The 18,563-nt window shown below is 37.4% G+C and carries 19 protein-coding genes, 1 pseudogene and 1 riboswitch; of the genes and pseudogenes, 8 read left to right on the plus strand and 12 right to left on the minus strand.

Features of this window, described 5'->3' with window-relative positions; all coding sequences use genetic code 11:
* Positions 1-95 precede the first annotated feature (95 nt).
* Positions 96-1,202, minus strand: coding sequence for a DUF4145 domain-containing protein (locus tag ACFSFW_RS22890; protein ID WP_388041776.1), 1,107 nt, complete (start codon positions 1,200-1,202; stop codon positions 96-98).
* A gap of 292 nt (positions 1,203-1,494) precedes the next feature.
* Positions 1,495-1,605: riboswitch (TPP riboswitch) on the plus strand.
* Between the two features lie 119 nt (positions 1,606-1,724).
* Here ACFSFW_RS22890 and ACFSFW_RS22895 point away from each other — a divergent pair.
* Genes ACFSFW_RS22895 through ACFSFW_RS22910 form a run of 4 tightly spaced genes read left to right on the plus strand, consistent with a single transcriptional unit; the run spans position 1,725 to position 4,415 of the window.
* On the plus strand, positions 1,725-2,327 hold the full coding sequence (locus ACFSFW_RS22895; protein WP_388041779.1) for a thiamine phosphate synthase: 603 nt from the start codon (positions 1,725-1,727) through the stop codon (positions 2,325-2,327).
* Positions 2,317-3,429 carry a glycine oxidase ThiO gene (gene thiO, locus ACFSFW_RS22900; protein ID WP_388041782.1) on the plus strand — a complete coding sequence of 371 codons (1,113 nt, stop codon included), beginning with the start codon at positions 2,317-2,319 and terminating at the stop codon, positions 3,427-3,429. Before ACFSFW_RS22895 ends, thiO begins: the two co-directional genes overlap by 11 nt.
* Positions 3,430-3,441: 12 nt before the next feature.
* On the plus strand, positions 3,442-3,645 hold the full coding sequence (gene thiS / locus ACFSFW_RS22905) for a sulfur carrier protein ThiS (RefSeq protein WP_388041785.1): 204 nt from the start codon (positions 3,442-3,444) through the stop codon (positions 3,643-3,645).
* A 2-nt stretch (positions 3,646-3,647) separates the two neighbouring features.
* Positions 3,648-4,415, plus strand: coding sequence for a thiazole synthase (locus tag ACFSFW_RS22910; protein WP_388041788.1), 768 nt, complete (start codon positions 3,648-3,650; stop codon positions 4,413-4,415).
* Positions 4,416-4,526: 111 nt separating this feature from the next.
* Here ACFSFW_RS22910 and ACFSFW_RS22915 read toward each other — a convergent pair whose 3' ends face one another.
* The 9 genes and pseudogenes from ACFSFW_RS22915 to vanR form a co-directional block, all read right to left on the minus strand.
* Positions 4,527-4,952: a hypothetical protein gene (locus ACFSFW_RS22915; RefSeq protein WP_388041791.1), complete on the minus strand. Its 426-nt coding sequence runs from the start codon at positions 4,950-4,952 to the stop codon at positions 4,527-4,529.
* 142 nt (positions 4,953-5,094) lie between these two features.
* The gene (locus ACFSFW_RS22920) at positions 5,095-5,544 is read right to left on the minus strand and encodes a hypothetical protein (protein ID WP_388041794.1); all 450 of its coding nucleotides are present in this window, start codon (positions 5,542-5,544) and stop codon (positions 5,095-5,097) included.
* Between the two features lie 181 nt (positions 5,545-5,725).
* On the minus strand, positions 5,726-6,001 hold the full coding sequence (locus ACFSFW_RS22925; RefSeq protein WP_388041797.1) for a histidine kinase: 276 nt from the start codon (positions 5,999-6,001) through the stop codon (positions 5,726-5,728).
* Between the two features lie 31 nt (positions 6,002-6,032).
* Positions 6,033-6,572, minus strand: a complete 540-nt coding sequence (locus tag ACFSFW_RS22930; protein WP_388041800.1) for a DUF1572 family protein — start codon at positions 6,570-6,572, stop codon at positions 6,033-6,035.
* Between the two features lie 88 nt (positions 6,573-6,660).
* Positions 6,661-6,864, minus strand: a complete 204-nt coding sequence (locus ACFSFW_RS22935; RefSeq protein WP_388041803.1) for a hypothetical protein — start codon at positions 6,862-6,864, stop codon at positions 6,661-6,663.
* A gap of 172 nt (positions 6,865-7,036) precedes the next feature.
* Positions 7,037-7,147: pseudogene (locus ACFSFW_RS22940) on the minus strand (hypothetical protein); the annotation flags it as partial.
* 10 nt (positions 7,148-7,157) lie between these two features.
* A complete protein-coding gene (gene vanY, locus ACFSFW_RS22945; RefSeq protein WP_388041806.1) occupies positions 7,158-8,045 on the minus strand; it encodes a VanY-A/VanY-F/VanY-M family D-Ala-D-Ala carboxypeptidase in 888 nt (295 codons plus the stop codon).
* A gap of 90 nt (positions 8,046-8,135) precedes the next feature.
* The gene (locus ACFSFW_RS22950) at positions 8,136-9,254 is read right to left on the minus strand and encodes a sensor histidine kinase (RefSeq protein ID WP_388041809.1); all 1,119 of its coding nucleotides are present in this window, start codon (positions 9,252-9,254) and stop codon (positions 8,136-8,138) included.
* Positions 9,247-9,948: a vancomycin resistance response regulator transcription factor, VanR-F/VanR-M family gene (gene vanR, locus ACFSFW_RS22955; RefSeq protein WP_388041812.1), complete on the minus strand. Its 702-nt coding sequence runs from the start codon at positions 9,946-9,948 to the stop codon at positions 9,247-9,249. Before vanR ends, ACFSFW_RS22950 begins: the two co-directional genes overlap by 8 nt.
* 336 nt (positions 9,949-10,284) lie before the next feature.
* On the opposite strand from vanR, the gene ACFSFW_RS22960 reads away from it, so the two are divergent.
* On the plus strand, positions 10,285-10,908 hold the full coding sequence (locus ACFSFW_RS22960; RefSeq protein ID WP_388041815.1) for a LysE family translocator: 624 nt from the start codon (positions 10,285-10,287) through the stop codon (positions 10,906-10,908).
* Between the two features lie 70 nt (positions 10,909-10,978).
* On the opposite strand, the gene ACFSFW_RS22965 is transcribed toward ACFSFW_RS22960, so the two are convergent.
* Positions 10,979-11,407, minus strand: coding sequence for a disulfide oxidoreductase (locus ACFSFW_RS22965; RefSeq protein ID WP_388041818.1), 429 nt, complete (start codon positions 11,405-11,407; stop codon positions 10,979-10,981).
* 4 nt (positions 11,408-11,411) lie between these two features.
* Positions 11,412-12,089 (minus strand): DsbA family protein, encoded by a 678-nt coding sequence (locus ACFSFW_RS22970; protein WP_388041821.1) that lies wholly within the window; start codon positions 12,087-12,089, stop codon positions 11,412-11,414.
* Between the two features lie 271 nt (positions 12,090-12,360).
* On the opposite strand from ACFSFW_RS22970, the gene ACFSFW_RS22975 reads away from it, so the two are divergent.
* The 3 genes from ACFSFW_RS22975 to katG all read left to right on the plus strand — a co-directional run bounded on the left by ACFSFW_RS22975 (position 12,361) and on the right by katG (position 18,563).
* Positions 12,361-12,681 carry an ArsR/SmtB family transcription factor gene (locus ACFSFW_RS22975; protein WP_388041824.1) on the plus strand — a complete coding sequence of 107 codons (321 nt, stop codon included), beginning with the start codon at positions 12,361-12,363 and terminating at the stop codon, positions 12,679-12,681.
* 14 nt (positions 12,682-12,695) lie between these two features.
* On the plus strand, positions 12,696-15,329 hold the full coding sequence (locus ACFSFW_RS22980) for a heavy metal translocating P-type ATPase (protein WP_388041827.1): 2,634 nt from the start codon (positions 12,696-12,698) through the stop codon (positions 15,327-15,329).
* A gap of 1,017 nt (positions 15,330-16,346) precedes the next feature.
* The gene (gene katG, locus ACFSFW_RS22985) at positions 16,347-18,563 is read left to right on the plus strand and encodes a catalase/peroxidase HPI (RefSeq protein WP_388041830.1); all 2,217 of its coding nucleotides are present in this window, start codon (positions 16,347-16,349) and stop codon (positions 18,561-18,563) included.

Consider the following 18,563-nt stretch of genomic DNA (forward strand, 5'->3'; position numbering starts at 1 on the left):
AAAACTGCCACTATTTGAAAAATACTGCCACTACAAAAAAAGACACCCAGCCAGGGTGCCTTACAAATAGTATATGCATATTACAGGAAACCTGTTTACTTCGCCTTCAACTGCTCAAACAATCTCGCTACGTTCACAACCCCAACATTTTTATATTTTCCGAGGATTACAAGCTCTTTAGGAAGTTGGCCAACAGTATGGATTCCGTCTTCGTTTAATTGTTTAATAAGGCTTGGTACCCCTTTGAACTCGTCTGTGGTGAGAGGGATTTTTTTAAGAGAATCGGTTAGAATCAAGTAATCTGCTTTGTAAAATAAAAAGAGTTCTCCCGGCCGTTCGAAAGTTACTTTTCTACGAATCTCTTCTTCTTCAATAAAGATTTTCAGTTCTTCGAAAAATTGCTTATCGTTGTTTTCATTAAAACGTTTCACATGTTTATGCAAGTCTTCGAGATTACCAGGCAATTCGCTCATAATACGTGCTTGCTGCTCTGCACCTAATCTAATTAAAAAGGTCTCAGATTTATCAAATCGTTGTGGTAACAAAAAGGCATCGCGTAGAAAATAAGGAAGTTCCAGCGTCTCCCCTCTATATTCGATCGTACGAATCGTTGTGTAACCTGGCTCTGCCATTTTGGCTGGAGTAGCTTCTGTTGTATCAGCAACCTCATCTTGAGCCTTTTTATCAGGTGTCCCCTTTTTCATCGAAGCAACTAATACATCCTCTAGAGATTTCAATCGAAGCTCCAATTCGCTAATATCATAACGTTCTTCCTTTGGAGTGGTTGGATCCTGATAGGCTGGGACTTCTATCGATAATGAGGTATACACTTCAACAAACCATCTGACAATCTGGTAAATCGCTTCCCATGATAAAAGTGCTTCCGAATAACGAAACTTTCGTTTGTCATGTGAGGCCTGATTTCCAAGCTGACGAACTAAATGTAGGGCGTCTCTTATTTCTGTAGTCAGGATTCCCTCATTATCTAAAAGAGTGAGTCTTTCCTTTAATGTAATACGTGGGTTTTCATTCATTTTTTCATATTCCATCACTTGCTGTAGAATATTCTCAATAAGTACCCTTGAGTGAGTTAACATTGTACGCGGACTAGTAAAGATGGTATGTTCCAATTCCCCCGCTAGAAATGCTAATTCTTTGGAAATGGGTTCTAGAAATCTATAAAAATACTCAGATGAGTTCATGTCATGTTGTTCCTTTCTAAGATGCAAAATGAAGGCCTGAATCAGGTTATAGAGACTCAGGCCGTCTGGAGATTCTTTCATTTTAGGTGAAAAACAGATGACAATCAAGGATGTTATTTGAATTCGGCTATTTGCGAATGTTTAGTAAAATTCCAATTTACTTAAAAACATTCACCATTAGGAGGAAAGCGAAAAACTGGGACAAGGGACCTGTCCCTGTGGTCCCTTGGAAACATATCCCTTTTCAAATGGACGGAATTGTGTTAATTTTAGGGTATAAGTTAATATTTTGTATTTTCACTAGGGGAACTCTTGATAAGAGCTGAGAAAAAAGTAGTGTACTTTGAAACCCTCATTACCTGAACAGGCTTGTACCTGCGTAGGGATGTGGTTAAGGCAATCTTTTTTTATGTGTATACATAACAACCACTTTCCTACTTTGGAGAGTGGTTTTTTGTTGTGCTTTAACCGTTCTATTCCTTTTTTTGCGGAGCAAGTTGTTAGAGAAAAAGGAGTAATTCGATGAAATTAATTGCTGTGACCGATGATCGGCAATCCGTTAACGCTGTTGCTGAAAAAATTATCGCGATTAAAGATGTAATGGATTATGTGCAGATTCGAGAGAAATCAAAATCTGTTCGAGAGATTGTGGCATTAGTCGATTATTTACTAACCAATGGTGTAAAGAAAGAGAAAATCATCATGAATGACCGCCTTGATGTTGCGTTATGTATGGATATTTCTACTGTCCACTTACCTGAACATGGCCACCCTGTAAAAATGGTGAAAGAACGATACCCGCACATAAGAGTCGGTTGTAGTGTTCATTCCTTTGAAAAAGCAAAAGAAGCTGAGGCAAATGGAGCGGATTACGTCCTATATGGGCATTGCTTTGAAACAAATAGCAAACAAGGACTTCCTCCTAACGGAGTTGAGCCTCTTTTACAAATGAAAAAGGAACTGAGCATCCCTGTTTATGCAATTGGTGGCATTTCGTTAGAAACATTACCATCCATCCAAGCTGTTGGGGCGGACGGTGTGGCGGTCATGTCCAGTATTTTTGCGGCAGAAGATCCTTATTCCATTACAAAAAAATTCAGTGAGGCGATTCACAATGAAAAGTAGTTATGAAGTAGTTGTAATAGGTGGTGGAATTATTGGTTGTTCAATTGCCTATTATTTAGCCGAGGCACAAATGGATGTTGCTCTATTTGATGGGGGACAAATTGGTGCGAAAACAACAAAGGCTGCTGCTGGCATGCTAGGTGCTCATTCAGAAAGCGATGGTGATTTCTCCCTCTTCTTCCCTTTTGCAAGGTCGAGTCAAGTTGAGTACATACGATTAAAAGATGAGCTCTTTGATTTAAGTGGTATTGATATTGGATACCGAAATGGCGGCATTTTAAAGCTAGCATTCACTGAAAAAGAAATGCAAGACCTCCATTCACTTTTAAAACAACCAACTGTAAAAGAGTTGTGTCGGCAAGAAGTCCAATGTATGGAACCCGAGATTAGCGATAACGTTTTAGGTGCTGCCTATATCGCAGATGATGTGAACGTGATTCCAACAAGTACGTGTGAGGCTTTTGCCAAAAGCGCCCTAGTGCTTGGCGCTTCTATTTTTGAAAGCTGCCACGTCTATGGAATCGAGAAAGTTGGAAGCAACTATATCGTGAGAACAGCAAAAGGCAATGTTCAAGCAAAGCACGTCGTGATTGCAACGGGTGTCTATAGTAATCATCTTTTTCAAAATCTAGGAATCTCTGAACAACTGTCACCTGTAAAAGGAGAAAGTATCATTGTTCAGTACGAGAAGCCTCTTTTACAACACACGTTGTTTCATGACAAATCCTATATCGTTCCTAGAAATAACGGGAAGCTTGTGATCGGGGCAACGATGATTCCAGATGACTGGAGTGATTCGATTAGCCTAGATAGTGTTCAGAGTTTAATTAAAAAAGCAAAAACGATGCTCCCCTCCTCTGCTAACTGGAGGATCGAAGGATTTACATCTGGACTAAGACCAACCACCTTTGATGGTCATCCATTTATCGGCAGACATCCTGAAGAGGAACGGATTTTGATTGCGTGTGGCCATTTTCGAAATGGGATTCTCCTTGCACCTTCAACTGGGAAAATGATACGTGATCTACTTTTAAATAAAGAGGTAAATCAAGAATGGATCGATGCATTTCGTATTGATCGAAGACAAAAAGCTTTGATTTAGGGAGGTGAGAAAATGAAGATTAGGCTTAACGGAGAGCAGATTGAACTCCCTGAAGAAGTAAATTCAGTGGATAAGCTTTTGACTCATTATAGCTTGGAAAATCGAATCGCGATTGTAGAGATTAATGAGGATATTATTCAAAAAGATGACTATAAAACGATGAAACTTAAAAATGGCGATATTATTGAAATCGTCCAATTTGTAGGAGGAGGATAATCATGTTAACAATAGCAAATCGTACATTCCAATCTAGACTTTTATTAGGAACAGGAAAGTATCCATCTTTTGAAATTCAAAAGCAAGCTGTTGAGGTTTCAAATGCTGAAATTTTAACGTTTGCTGTGAGAAGAATGAACATTTTTGAAGAAAGTCAGCCCAATTTTTTAGAGCAATTAGACTTAACGAAATATACACTTCTTCCAAATACTGCAGGAGCTAAAACAGCTGAGGAAGCGGTTCGAATTGCGAAACTAGCTAAAGCATCTGGTTTGTGTGACATGATTAAAGTAGAGGTCATTGGAGATGACAGGTCCCTTTTACCAGACCCTATCGAAACTTTGAAGGCATCGGAAATGCTCCTCAATGAAGGCTTCATTGTGTTACCGTATACGTCAGATGATGTAGTACTAGCTAAGCGCTTAGAGGATCTCGGTGTTCATGCAATTATGCCGGGGGCAAGTCCAATTGGTTCAGGAAAAGGAATCATTAATCCGTTAAATTTAAAATTTATTATCGAGCAATCCCAAGTTCCAGTCATTATCGATGCAGGAATTGGTTCGCCTAAGGATGTCGCTTATGCAATGGAACTTGGCGCAGACGGTGTTCTTTTAAACACAGCCGTGTCAGGTGCAAAGGATCCTGTAAAAATGGCACGCGCTGTCAAACTTGCGTTAGAAGCAGGAAGACTAGGCTATGAGGCCGGACGCATTGAAGAAAAAGACTACGCAGTAGCGAGTAGCCCATTAACAGGGTTGGTAGGATCGTAACAATCAATGAATACCAAGGGCCTGACCACTTAAGCATGCTTAAAGGGCCAGGCCGATTGGTATATCCACGTTCATGAATATTGTTTCAACTCAAGTGGAAATCGTTCCTGCTTATCGATTATTTGACCCAGTTCCGTCTCTACAACCATCATATCCAGTAGTACCGGCACCAGGACCCCCATAAACACCAGCGCCTGTTCCAGATCCACTACCCGCTGTTCCAGTTCCCATCGCACCAGCACCACCTGTTCCAGTTGTTCCTGTTCCAATACCACTAGTGCCAGTGCCACTTTGACCATAATAGAGGTCATCATTACAATCTTGGTTACGGTTATTCATGATGTTACTACGGCCATTGTTATTGTCAAATCTGTCATTTTGATTGAAGCCATGACCATTATCGTTTCTTTGATCCAAAATTTTTACATCCCCATTATTTTTGGTATCAAAGTTATTATTATTATCGTTACCCTGACATCCCGCAAGTCCTACAACTAATAATGCTGCACCTAAAATAGATGTGACTGATTTCCTCATGTGTTAACCCCCTTTTTTATAGAAACGTTAAAAAAATAACGCCCCTATTTAGGATGGCTTAACACATGGATATCTACATCTGTTAGATAACGGAAATACTATGTGAATATTTTTGCATAGCATTTGAAAGCACTGCTCATCGTTAAAACCCTACCGCCTTAGAATTAAAGATGGATTTTAGGCTTTTTATCAGCTGTACTTGATCCTCATTTGATAAGAAATCCGTATAAATTTGTTCTTCCTTCCCATTATTCATGATAAATAAAACGACCTCACTAACTTGAACAACTTCTTCTACTTGGCTAAATAGAATCGATTTTCTAGGTAAGAAAAATCCCCTATATAATGATAAGGAATTGTTTTCAAGGATAAGATAGTCTTTTTTATCTAATTTAAAATAGTATATTGCTCTTAGTATCGCAATCATAATTGAAGCGATTAAGATAATACTTAAAATGGGATGGGTGAAATCTCCTGCATTAAACGATATGTAGGAGTATATACTTATAATGGTAATGATAAGTACATATACTAGTGAATGTATCCCTTCTCTAATCCATTTCTTTTTTGTAACAAATTTATACCCCGTCATTCGCCACCTCCCTTTCACATTTTCAGAATGGGTTTTAAAGTAATATTAACATAATATTCTAAATAATTCATTATTATGAAGAGAATAATTATTAAAAAATTCTCAATACTTTTTAAAAAATAAAAAACGTTCCTGTGGATAACAGAAACGTACAACGAATGTTATTATTTTTAAATTACACTTATGTTCCAAAGTTTCCGAACAGCATCATACTAATTACGAAAATAATGATGACTACTAAAACGAGCATACCGAGGGAGGAAATAGATAATGCAATTGTTTTTAACCGTCCTTTTACACTAAATAATGCGGTAATGAATGATCCAAGTAACAGGAATAATAATAACAATAAGTCTATGGATTCAGGTAAGGAATCCAATGCTTCAGAGATTATAAAAGTTAAAATTAGAAAAACAATCATTAACACCAATGAAATCAAGCCCAGGTATTTTTTCATCTCACCACTTCACTTTACTTTGTTTCAATTATTATTTATCTTTGTGTTTTTCAAGCATTTCCTTTAAATAATCTTCGGATTTCCCTTTTGGAATGCTGAGACTCTCCCAATTGCTGTCCTTTAATAGTTTACCTATATACACTATTTGTCCGACATGATAGGCGTAATGAGCCATTTGCCTTTCAATAGCATCTATAACCAAATGACTTTCTCCACGAATGTAAATCTTCTTTAATAAGTCTTGCTCACCTAAATCGGTTAGGGTAGCAAAAAAAACTTCCCAACCTTTCTCCCACACCTTAATTACCTCTGATTTAGAGGAGAGATTATCGATAAATTCTTCATCTCGATTTCGATATTCTTTTTCCCCATCTGAAGACAAAAAATCAGTCCATCTTGAAATCATATTCCCGCTTACATGCTTTACAATGATGGAAACACTAATTGACTCATTATTATAAGTCCAATGAATTTCCTCTTCATTTAACTGTTGTATGGTCTTATCCCCGAGGCTCTTTACACTTTTAAATCTTTCAATAACGATTCTCAAATATTCATTTTCAATATTCATAGTGTTCCCTCCAAGTAATTATTTCCTTTCAAAGAACTATCGCAGCTGTTCTCTTAATGAAGAAATCGTCTTAAGAATAAGAAATGTATTATCCTGCGTTCCTTTTATTACCTTTATGCTTTTCATATTCTCCCCAAGCTAAAAAGCATAACCCTGCTAAAAATGTAAATGTGCCAAGATTTATTATGTTTCCAGCAACCGGTGCGCTACCAACCAATTCAACAATCAACTTATAGCCAATCAAAATGACCGAAATGGCGATTAAGGATATGCCAGTGCTTCTTTTTACCATATAACTCACTCCCTAGAATAATCTTCACTTTTTTCTAAGAAACAGAAACAGTCATTTCACATAGGAGCATTCCAATACTATCCATATTTTAACGTAAATATCCATAAAATAATTAACATTCGAATAATTCACGATACAAATACCTGGATACCCATCTCACTCTTGAACATCGTTAAAATTCTCCAAAGAACATAAATAAAAACATGATGAAAAATGTGAACGAAGTCAGCCACTCTTGATAATAGCCCTTTTCACTTTTCCTCTCATGCCATTCCTCAATTCCTCTAAAGAAATTACATTTTCATATCCCGCACAGTCACAATGACTCCATCCATATTATTACCTGAAATCTCAAATTGTCGATTTTCTGGTACTTCGATTGTCACATTATCAGAAATAGGAAAATACGTGATCTTATATTTTTCTTTATGAATACTAACTGATAGATGTTTTTCCTCTTTTAGGTAGGCTAAATACTCCTCTAACACAAAATTCCTTTCTTTCATAATTGCACTGTGCGGCAAACCAACGTAACGGATATGCCATGGTTCATATTGAATTCCCGTAATAGCAACCTTATCCTCTGGATAACGTATAACAAAACCGTATTTCCAAGCATTCTCTTCGATCCACTTTCCTTCAGGTGCCTGAGCCATCTTCATTTGGGTAGATCCTACATCAAGGGAAAGCCCTAGATTGTGTTCACTATAACCAGCTGGTAAAGCATATGCAGCACCCATTTCTTGATAGAGCGCATGTTGTTCACTAAAATCTCGAAAACCACTGGTAATAACAAAATCACTAACTCCATCTTTTTCGGCTGCTTCAACCATTTCTGAAAATTGAGATGCAATTTCCTCTGACAAATCAATGCCGTTATCCATTAATCCATATCCTTTGATCAATTCATTCTTCAAGGATAAGTTAACGACATCAGATTTAATACTCTCTTGTTGAACCGGATAATCAGTGTTAACCAAAAGTAGATTTCCTTGGTAGATATCGTTTACTGTAACTTCATGTTTTTCCACATCTTCATAATCATGTGTACCTACAACTTGAACACCCTCAAGCTGGTCATCTGTACGTACTATTATTTTCGGTTCAAAAAACGAACCAAAATTCACAAAAATGAAACTAGAGCATAAGAGTATAAAAATTAAAAATCCCCACTTCTTCATGTTTCCATTTCCTCCCTATTCTTCTCTATTTACAAGAATAGGCAGAAATCTTTAAAAAATAAGTGGGGTAAATCTTAAATTTTTCTTAAATCATGAAAGTACGTCATTATAAATTGCACTCTCTATAGGTATTCGAACTTCAAACGTAGTCTGGATTAAGTTGCTTTTAGCAGTAATCGAACCGTTATGCTGGTCCACAATATTTTTCGCAATAAATAAGCCAAGACCTGTACTATCTTCTCGATGAGTTCGTGATTTATCCCCTGTATAAAACATATCAAAGATATGTGGAAGATTATCAGGGGGAATTTCGTCTCCATAATTGACAATTTCAACGACGACTTCATTGTTTTGTTTATAGCCATTTATATCGACATACTGACCTTCATATCCATAACGAATGGCATTTGTCAGTAGATTTTCAAACACACGGGCTAGCAAATCTCCATCACCCAAAATGAATAAGTGCGGATCAGCCTCCATCCGAACTTTCAAATGATTCTGTTCGAATACAGGATACAACTCTTCCTTTAATTGGTGAAGGAGGTCCGTCAAATTAATTCTTTTTTTATTCACTGGCAGCATTCCATAGTTCATTCTCGTTATCTCGAATAACTCATCAATAAGCCCTTCTAAACGTTGCGATTTCGTAAAAGCAATTGTTAAGAAATGTCTCACTTGTTCTTGTGTTAAGTTCTCTTCCTTTAGGGTCAAATCTAAATATCCAATAACAGAGGTAAGTGGTGTCCGCAAGTCATGAGCTAAATTGACAATTAATTGATCTTTACTACTCTCTGAAAAATCTCCTCTTTGAATGGCTTCTTTTAATGTTTCACTTGCCAAATTAATATCACGCGCAATCGCTTTAAACTCATCATTTGATCGAATCTCTACCTGATGAGTAAAGTCTCCCCGGGCAAGGTAATGAATTCCGTTTGAAATTTCTTTGAAATAAGTTGCATATGGCTTAGTAAAGAAATAGAAAAAAAGCAAAGATAGTAAAAGAAAAAATAGAAAAAATAGAGGTAAATCTCCGATTCGCCCTATTAACATTCGGAACTCAGACAGTTGGTCCCCATATTGGGCATTTCTGTGATAATAATATTGTAATCCTTTAAAAATGAGGGACGTAATGATCCCTGATAAAAACATGCTTAAGCCTACTAACAACACCATCTTAGAACGAAAACTAGAGGTCATCTTAGCCATTGAACGTATACCCTACTCCCCAAACCGTTTTAATCCATTTGTCTTTTCGCTTATCCTCTTCTAGTTTTCTACGAAGAGTACGTATATGAACCATTACCGTGTTCCCACCTTCAAAGAATGCTTCACCCCACACCTGTTGAAAAATATTTTCCACACTGAATACCTTCTTTGGGTGACTCGCGAGTAAATTCAAAATATCAAATTCTTTCGGTGTCAGTTCAATACTATTACCATATAACGTGACTGTACGTTGATCAGGTGAAATAACCAGTCCACCATATTCCAAGCTTGTTTTCTTTCCTATATCTGTCTTGGGGTTATTTAGTTTCATATACCTTCTCAAATGAGCATTTACACGCGCAACCAACTCAATCGGAGTAAATGGTTTTGTCATATAATCATCAGCACCTATGACCAGCCCTTGTACTTTATCAAAATCAGATGTTTTTGCACTTACAAATATGATAGGCATATTATGCTGTTCTCGTATCTGCCGGGTTACTTCATACCCATCCAACTTCGGCATCATAATGTCCAAAATGAGTAAATCTATCAATTGATTCTCAACAACACGCACTGCTTCTTCTCCATCTGTTACTTTAATAACACGGTAGCCTTCTTTCTCTAAATGAATCGCGATTAGATCCGCGATTTCCTTCTCATCATCCGCTACCATTACTGAAATTTCTTTCATCTTCCCACTCCTAAAAAAAACTGAATATATATGAAACACTCATTTTCTATTACTCTCATTATGCTGTAGAGTGTCTTTAAATAAGCTAAACCCTTGCATCTCTCGATGACATTTTACCACCTTTTTCCACATAATACATCCTTAATCTCGTCACTAGAGTTGTAGAATTTCTTGTAAATGTTCTGGTGTTTCTCATTCTTCTATTTCTCCACCTGGAAAAAACGCAAACCATCACTACTTGTCTTAATTAGCCCACCCTTCTATTAGCTTACAAAATTTAGATATCATTATTGGGAATCTATGCTAAAATAATCATTAAAAATTGGAGGGATAAACGTGGATTATGTATCTGTACTATCTTTTATGAGCGCTGCAATCATCCTTACTCTAATGCCTGGTCCAGATAATTTGTTTACGTTGGCGCAGAGTCTAGCAAAAGGAAAAAATGCGGGGATATTTACTACTCTTGGTCTGTGCACAGGATTATTAGTACATATTACAGCTGCAACGATCGGAATTTCAGCATTAATTTATCAATCAGCTTTTGCATTTACGGTTGTCAAATATGCAGGAGCAGCCTATTTATTATTCTTAGCCTATAAGTCTTTCAAAGAAAAAGATTCAGATTTCAACCTTAAAAGTGAAGATAATTTAGACTATACGTCTTTATACAAAAAAGGGGTGATTATGAACCTATTAAACCCTAAAGTGTCCTTGTTTTTCCTAGCCTTCTTCCCGCAGTTTATAAACTATGAAAATGGTCATGTTTCGATTCAAATGCTTGTCTATGGCATGCTTTTTCTAATCCAGACTTTAGTTATTTTCTCGTTAATTAGTATCTTTGCTGGGAAAGTAGGATCTTTCTTACGTAAAAATCCAACTGTCTCTAAAAAAATTAATTTTATTCAAGGTTCATTGTTCACCTTAATCGGATTAAAAATTGCTTTTAGCGAGAAATAAACGCAGTAGGTTACTAATTTCAATCAATAAAAAAAAGGCAACCACCTAGTTGCCTTTTAACATACTTATATTAATCTTTTTTAATAGATAACATCATGACGATGATGATTGTAAAAGCGATGAAAGCTAAGAATGGGATTGTGATGAATCCAAACCAATTAATATATTCAGTGGTACAAGGAACTCCCTGTACACACGGTTTTATTTCAGCAAACCCTGGCACCTTTTGTTCAAGGTAGTGAAATAGCGAGATACACCAGCCGATGACGGACAGCGGTAATACATATTTTTTTACTGAAAAATCACTTTGAAATGTGCCAATCCCAAGAATTAGTGCTAAAGGATACATTAAAATTCGTTGGTACCAACATAGCTCACAGGGAATGAAACCACGTATCTCACTAAAGTAAAGACTTCCAAGTGTTGCAACTACTGAAACAAGCCAAGCCATATATAGAAATAAAAGTTTATTAGTCGGAGCTTTCCTTTTTTCAACCATAGATTTATTTCCCCTCTAACTCTTTTTCGATGAGGCTTTCTATTTTCTCATAGTCAAATGGATCTTCTAACATTGTTCCATTTACCATAATGGAAGGTGTGAACTGCACCTTATATTCCTCAACTAACGCTGAATCCTTGTTTACCTCTTCTATCTGAGTTAATTGTTCTAACTCACTCTGAAATTTCTTTACATCAAAATTTGAAATCCCACCTGCTATTTCATATACCTTGTCTGGTGTAAGCCACTCGGAATCGTGGTCTAGCGGTTGAGCGTTAAATAATCCCTTGTGAAACTCCCAATAAGCATCTGGGTTTTGCTTAAATATTGTTTCGGCTGCTAATGAACCTAGCTGTGATTCTTTTCCATGAAATAAAACATTTATATAAGAAAATTTTACTTTTCCTGTATCAACGTAATCCTGCTCTAATTGTGGAAAAATAGTCTCTCCCCATGCTTTACAAGATGGACATTTGAAATCTCCAAATTCAACGATTGTTACTGGAGCATCCGCGTTTCCTATCGTTGGTTGTCCTTCTATTGATGGTTGCTTTTCAAAAGTTTGATTTTCACTCTCATCTGACTTCATATTACTTAAAACAACTATCACAGATAGTAAAGCAATCGTAACTAACGTAATGATGACAGCAAACTTTGCTGAAGAATTTTGAACTTTAGCCATGTTTATACCTCTTCCATTCCGAATATTTTATGGACTACCAAGCTTTCTATAACTCTTTTATTCACGTAAACAACTCTTTCATCTTGAACACCCATAACCACCCTATAATAACATCAAACTGTGATTTATTGGGTTAAAAAAGGATTGTTCAAATAACTTTCAACTCTTACATAAATCCAATTTTAAATTGTTTGACACACGTATTAGGGGTTGCTAATATGATACTAAAAGAACATATTAGTTAAATCTAATATGAATAGGGGGAAATGTTTTGCTGCAAACAGATCTTGATACGAAGGTAAAATTCCTTAGAGGATTTGCTGATAAAACACGTATCCAAATTCTTGATAGTATAAAAGATCAAGAAAAAGCTGTCACTCAAATCGTAGATGACCTTAAGGGGAATCAATCTAATATTTCACAGCATTTAGCCTGTTTAAAAGGGTGTGGACTCATTGTTGGGAGACAAGAAGGAAAATACGTTTATTACAGCCTACGTAATGAACAAGTACGTGATTTATTAATGATGTTTAATACAGTTTTTGAAGACGTTCAGAATGATGTAGCTTGTTGTGAACGTCACATAGATTAGGGAGTTGGGATTCAATGGCAGATAAATGTTGTAGTTCGAATGAAAAAAACGTAGTTGCTGCTGCCGAGAACAAGGGTTGTTGCAGTAGTCAGCAGCAAAAAAGTGAGATTTCAAATAGTAAAGAAACTGACAGTTGTTGTAGTTCTTCAACTGTAGAAATAGATAGTCACTCCCCTACTCGTAACGCTTGTTGTAGTAGTAATCATTCGCTTGGCGATGTGATTGTAAGCACTACTAGCACTTCTTGTTGCAGTAGCACAAACCAAGACAAAAGCTCAGAGTCAATTAGTTGTTGCAGTAGTAATATTGACGACAAACCTCAAGAAACACTTACCGCTATAGGTGAAAAGGCAGAGTTTCGCATTCACGGAATGGATTGTCCATCATGTGCCTTGACGATCGAACGAGGATTAAGCGGTTTGCAGGATATTCAAGACGTTAAAGTAAACTATAATACTGCTAAACTACAAATAGTAAGTAAAAACAGTGCTTCCCTTGACCAGGTGGAAAGTGAAGTACAGAAACTAGGATATGGCATTGAACCATTACTCCAAAACAAGAATGTAAGAATCTTTAACGTTGAAGGAATGGATTGTGGAAGTTGCGCGAAAAGTATTGAAAACCACTTGAATACCATCCCTGCAGTACAAGATGTCAGCGTGAATTTTTCAACTGGTAAAATGAAAATTGAACATGATAACAGTGTCGATGATATCATTTCTGAAGTTTCTAAAATAGGTTATAAAGCTTCTTTATTTACTAGTAAAAAGACAAATGAATCACCTAAAGCCTTGAGTGGCAATGGTGGAATTATTTTTTCAGGAATATTGATTGCTCTTGGGTTTATTGGCTCCTTCACTGGCATTTCTACCTTTCTAACAACACTTATGTATGCAGTTGCAATGGTTATAAGTGGATATAAACCTGTAAAAAGTGCCTATTATTCAATTAAAAGTCGTTCATTAGATATGAATGTCCTCATGTCTGCTGCGGCGATTGGTGCTGCTTTGATTGGAGAATGGTTAGAGGGTGCAACGGTTGTATGGTTATTTTCACTTGGAACCACCCTTCAAAATATGTCTATTGAAAAAACAAGAAACTCCATCCGAAATTTAATGGACTTGGCTCCATCTGAGGCCTTTGTAAAATTAGGTTCAGAGTTAATTAAAAAGCCGGTTGAAGAAATTTCGATCGGTGATATTTTGATTGTAAAACCTGGAGATAAAATTCCACTAGACGGTGAAATCGTACACGGTGAATCCAGTGTAAATCAGGCACCAATAACTGGAGAATCGATTCCAGTTGATAAAGAAACCGGAGATACTGTTTATGCAGGAACAATAAATGAAAGTGGTTCACTTGAGATAAAAGTGACAAAGTTGGTAGAAGATACAACTATAGCTAAAATTATTCATCTAGTGGAAGAAGCACAAGAACAAAAAGCCCCAACACAAGCATTTGTTGATAGATTTGCAAGTATCTATACTCCGATTGTGTTTATTCTAGCATTAGTTGTCATGGTTCTTCCCCCTCTACTAGGTTTGGGAACTTATGGTGAATGGTTTTATAAAGGACTTGAATTATTAGTTGTTGCTTGTCCTTGTGCTTTAGTGATCTCAACGCCTGTTGCAATCGTATCTGCAATCGGAAACGCAGCAAAAAATGGTGTATTAATCAAAGGTGGTACATTCTTAGAAAAAGCTGGTGCTATTCGTGCCATTGCCTTTGATAAAACAGGTACATTAACAGAAGGTAAACCCAAAGTAACTGAAATAATTGCCCTAGATACGGATAACGAGCAGCTATTGTCGATTGCTTTGACATTAGAAGAATACTCAACACACCCGATTGCAAAAAGCATTGTGGAGTATGCTCAGGCCAATGGTATAACACCCAGAAATGGTGAATTATTTAAGAACATTGTCGGTAAAGGAGTACAAGCAACTCTTGATGGAGAAATCTATTACGCTGGCAATCTAAAATTATTCGAAGCAAAGAACGTTACACTAGGGAATGTAACCGAAACTGTTCATCAACTTCAGAATCAAGGTAAAACGGTCGTAATGATCGGTACAGCGACTAAAATAATCGGTATTATTGCTGTTGCAGATACAATTCGACAGACGACTGTAAAGGCATTAAAGGGATTAAAGCAAGTTGGTATAAACGAAGTTGTCATGTTAACAGGTGATAATGAAGGTACTGCTAAAATGATTTCAAAGGAAGCGAATCTCAGCCGCTATTTTGCTGACCTTTTACCAGAAGACAAAGTTCATGCCATCAAACAATTACAAAGTGAAGGCAAAATGATAGCGATGGTTGGAGATGGAATAAATGATGCACCTGCTCTTGCCACTGCTGATCTAGGAATTGCTATGGGTGGTGCTGGAACTGACACAGCGATGGAAACTGCTGATATTGTCTTGATGGCAGACAACCTTGAAAAACTTCCACATACGGTAAAACTAAGTAGAAAAGCGTTGACGATCATTAAGCAAAACATTTGGTTCTCATTAATCGTCAAATTCGTGGCTCTAGCACTTATCTTCCCTGGTTGGTTAACCCTTTGGTTAGCGGTATTAAGTGATACCGGAGCTGCAATCATTGTGATCTTAAATGCTTTAAGACTTTTAAAAGTGAAGGAGTAATCGTTGAAGTAGTTCAGATAACGTAGAGAAAATTCAACATTGTAAATAAACCACAAAAAGCTTGAGGGAATTTTCCCTCCCCCAAGCTTTTCTAATTCGGACATATTATAAAGTCATTGGCAAATCGATCCAAAAAATATAACAAATGTAAAAACTATCCATTTATGTATCCTTTTTGGGAAAAAATCGATAAAAGCATACGTAAAAAAGAAATGCGTATGCTTTCATATTGTTTGGCAATCTAAAACCATTCGCGAGTTCCAAGAAAAGGAAGAAATACTTTCAAAAGAGACATTAAATTCAAAAATTTTCCATTTCTGTATCATTTTTAAACAAAAAAGCGATAAAAGCATTCGTAAATGTGAAATGCGTATGCTTTTATATTGTTTGGCAATCTAAAACCATTCGCAAGTTCCAAGAAAAGGAAGAAACACTTTCAAAAGAGACACTAAATTCAAAAATTTTCCACTTCTGTATCATTTTTAAGCAAAAAAGCGATAAAAGCATTCGTAAATGAGAAATGCGTATGCTTTCATATTGTTTGGCAATCTAAAAACATTCGCAAGTTCCAAGAAAAGGAAGAAATACCCTCAATACAGCTAAATTGACCCTTTATTCGATTAAAGACAATAGTTCATGTCAAGCTTTTAATTAAGGGCGATAATAAAACCAACTCCCCTTCAGGCTTATAACTTGCCTTCCTCTACTCATTGTCATTATAATGGAAATATACAAAATATTAGTTCTATACTTTCAACATACCTACAAATCAATTACTTAATTTTACCCTCCTCTATGATCAGACTTCATATGTTTGTATTACTCTATCAATCATAATTAGCTATACTCCTTAATATAATAGTCCTGATGTTCTAGAAATCTAAAAGTCTATTTTTCTTTCAATTAAGCCCATGTTCTATTGTAACAATCTCATTAAAGTAATTAGTAACATCTTAGTTTCTTAAACTAGATGAAATAATAAATTTACTAATTTTTCATGAAGGAGAGATGTAAGGAATGGATACTAAAGGCAATGGCAACATCGGAGGATGCCCGTTTCATGGGGCTGCTACTAGTAACAAAACAAGTGGTACTACGAATCAAGATTGGTGGCCAAATGCGTTAAATTTGAATATTCTCCACCAACATGATACAAAATCTAATCCTATGGGAGAAGACTTTGATTACGCAGAGGAATTTAAAAAGCTAGATTATGATGCGCTTAAGCAAGATCTTCGTAATCTAATGACAGACAGTCAAGATTGGTGGCCTGCTGACTATGGACATTACGGTCCAATGTTTATTCGTATGTCTTGGCATGCCGCTGGTACATACCGTGTTGGTGATGGCAGAGGTGGTGGTGGAACGGGTAACCAACGTTTTGCACCACTAAACAGTTGGCCAGACAATGTTCTACTTGACCGAGCACGCCGCCTCCTATGGCCGATTAAGCAAAAGTATGGAAATAAAATTTCCTGGGCAGACTTGCTTGTTTTAGCAGGTAATGTCGCCATTGAAGATATGGGTGGACCTACAATTGGATTTGGCGCAGGACGCGCTGACATTTGGCAGCCTGAAGAAGAAGTCTATTGGGGCACTGAAACAGAATGGCTTGGAGAAAATCGTTACTCAGGTGAACGTGACCTTGAAAATCCGCTTGCTGCTGTTCAAATGGGACTTATTTATGTGAATCCAGAAGGTCCAGATGGTAAACCAGACCCACTTGCAAGTGCGAAAGACATTCGTGAAACCTTTGCTAGAATGGGAATGAACGATGAAGAAACAGTTGCACTTATAGCTGGTGGTCATACGTTTGGTAAAGCACACGGAGCTGGAGACCCAAGTAAAGTTGGTCCAGAGCCTGAGGCTGCTCCTATCGAAGCAATGGGCTTAGGTTGGCAAAGTTCTCATGGTAAAGGATATGGGCGTGACACCATCGGTAGCGGGATTGAAGGTGCTTGGACTGCGAATCCGACACAGTGGGACAATGGCTACTTTGATCTCTTGTTTGGATATGAATGGTGGCTAACGAAGAGTCCTGCGGGCGCATGGCAATGGCTTGTTGTAGACCCTGCTGAGGAGCATCTTGCACCAGATGTAGAGGATCCGTCTATTAAGGTCCCAACCATGATGACCACTGCGGATATGGCATTGCGTCATGACCCTGAATACGAGAAAATTTCTCGCCGTTTCCATCAGAATCCAGATGAGTTTGCAGATGCCTTTGCTCGTGCATGGTTCAAGCTACTCCACCGTGACATGGGTCCTAAAGCAAGATATCTTGGTCCAGAGGTTCCAGAAGAAGATTTCATCTGGCAAGATCCTGTACCAACTGGAAACGCTGAATTAACAGATGCCGAAATCGCAGAGGTTAAGGCAAAAATCTTAGACTCTGGACTAACAATCAGTAAGCTTGTAACAACAGCTTGGGCTTCTGCAAGTACGTACCGTGGCTCCGATCATCGTGGTGGTGCAAATGGAGCACGCATCCGCCTAGCACCACAGAAGGATTGGGAAGTGAACCAACCGGAACAACTTGCACAAGTGCTCCAAGTTCTAGAAGGCATTCAAGAAGATTTAGATATCGATATCAGTCTAGCTGATTTAATTGTTCTTGGAGGAAGTGTCGCAATCGAAAAAGCTGCACGTGATGCAGGTTTTGATATAACAGTTCCATTTGCTCCTGGCCGAGGCGATGCAACACTAGAGGAAACGGATGTTGAAAGCTTTGACGTACTTGAGCCTGTCGCTGATGGCTTCCGTAATTATCAAAAGACACAGTTTAGTGTGAGCCCAGAAGAGCTTTTAATTGATAAGGCTCAACTACTAGGTCTTACTGCCCCAGAAATGACAGTTCTTATTGGTGGAATGCGCGTTCTAGGTACAAACTACGGTGGCACTCAGCACGGTGTATTCACTGACCGTGTTGGCCAACTTACAAATGATTTCTTTGCTAACTTGCTCGACATGGGAGTGGCGTGGAAGCCTGTAGGAGAAAACGTCTATGAAGGCCGTGATCGCAAAACAGGCGATGTTGTCCGTACAGCAACGAGAGTAGACCTTGTATTTGGTTCAAACTCTGTTTTACGTGCCATTGCTGAAGTTTACGCACAAGATGATAACAAAGAGAAGTTTGTAAAAGACTTTGTGGCCGCTTGGGTAAAGGTAATGAATGCAGATCGCTTTGATCTGAAAACAACTGAAAATAAGAAAGCTCAACTAACAAGTAACTAA

Origin of the sequence: Ferdinandcohnia salidurans (assembly GCF_042680725.1) — a bacterium.
GTDB lineage: Bacteria > Bacillota > Bacilli > Bacillales > Bacillaceae_L > Ferdinandcohnia > Ferdinandcohnia salidurans.

Coding starts and splice junctions, on each gene's coding strand:
- ACFSFW_RS22915 (WP_388041791.1), bottom strand. CDS start 4,952: ATGAGGAAATCAGTCACATCTATTTTAGGTGCAGCATTATTAGTTGTA.
- thiS (WP_388041785.1), top strand. CDS start 3,442: ATGAAGATTAGGCTTAACGGAGAGCAGATTGAACTCCCTGAAGAAGTA.
- ACFSFW_RS22965 (WP_388041818.1), bottom strand. CDS start 11,407: ATGGTTGAAAAAAGGAAAGCTCCGACTAATAAACTTTTATTTCTATAT.
- ACFSFW_RS22920 (WP_388041794.1), bottom strand. CDS start 5,544: ATGACGGGGTATAAATTTGTTACAAAAAAGAAATGGATTAGAGAAGGG.
- ACFSFW_RS22925 (WP_388041797.1), bottom strand. CDS start 6,001: ATGAAAAAATACCTGGGCTTGATTTCATTGGTGTTAATGATTGTTTTT.
- ACFSFW_RS22935 (WP_388041803.1), bottom strand. CDS start 6,864: ATGGTAAAAAGAAGCACTGGCATATCCTTAATCGCCATTTCGGTCATT.
- ACFSFW_RS22890 (WP_388041776.1), bottom strand. CDS start 1,202: ATGAACTCATCTGAGTATTTTTATAGATTTCTAGAACCCATTTCCAAA.
- vanY (WP_388041806.1), bottom strand. CDS start 8,045: ATGAAGAAGTGGGGATTTTTAATTTTTATACTCTTATGCTCTAGTTTC.
- ACFSFW_RS22895 (WP_388041779.1), top strand. CDS start 1,725: ATGAAATTAATTGCTGTGACCGATGATCGGCAATCCGTTAACGCTGTT.
- ACFSFW_RS22950 (WP_388041809.1), bottom strand. CDS start 9,254: ATGGCTAAGATGACCTCTAGTTTTCGTTCTAAGATGGTGTTGTTAGTA.
- ACFSFW_RS22970 (WP_388041821.1), bottom strand. CDS start 12,089: ATGGCTAAAGTTCAAAATTCTTCAGCAAAGTTTGCTGTCATCATTACG.
- vanR (WP_388041812.1), bottom strand. CDS start 9,948: ATGAAAGAAATTTCAGTAATGGTAGCGGATGATGAGAAGGAAATCGCG.
- ACFSFW_RS22930 (WP_388041800.1), bottom strand. CDS start 6,572: ATGAATATTGAAAATGAATATTTGAGAATCGTTATTGAAAGATTTAAA.
- katG (WP_388041830.1), top strand. CDS start 16,347: ATGGATACTAAAGGCAATGGCAACATCGGAGGATGCCCGTTTCATGGG.
- ACFSFW_RS22910 (WP_388041788.1), top strand. CDS start 3,648: ATGTTAACAATAGCAAATCGTACATTCCAATCTAGACTTTTATTAGGA.
- thiO (WP_388041782.1), top strand. CDS start 2,317: ATGAAAAGTAGTTATGAAGTAGTTGTAATAGGTGGTGGAATTATTGGT.
- ACFSFW_RS22980 (WP_388041827.1), top strand. CDS start 12,696: ATGGCAGATAAATGTTGTAGTTCGAATGAAAAAAACGTAGTTGCTGCT.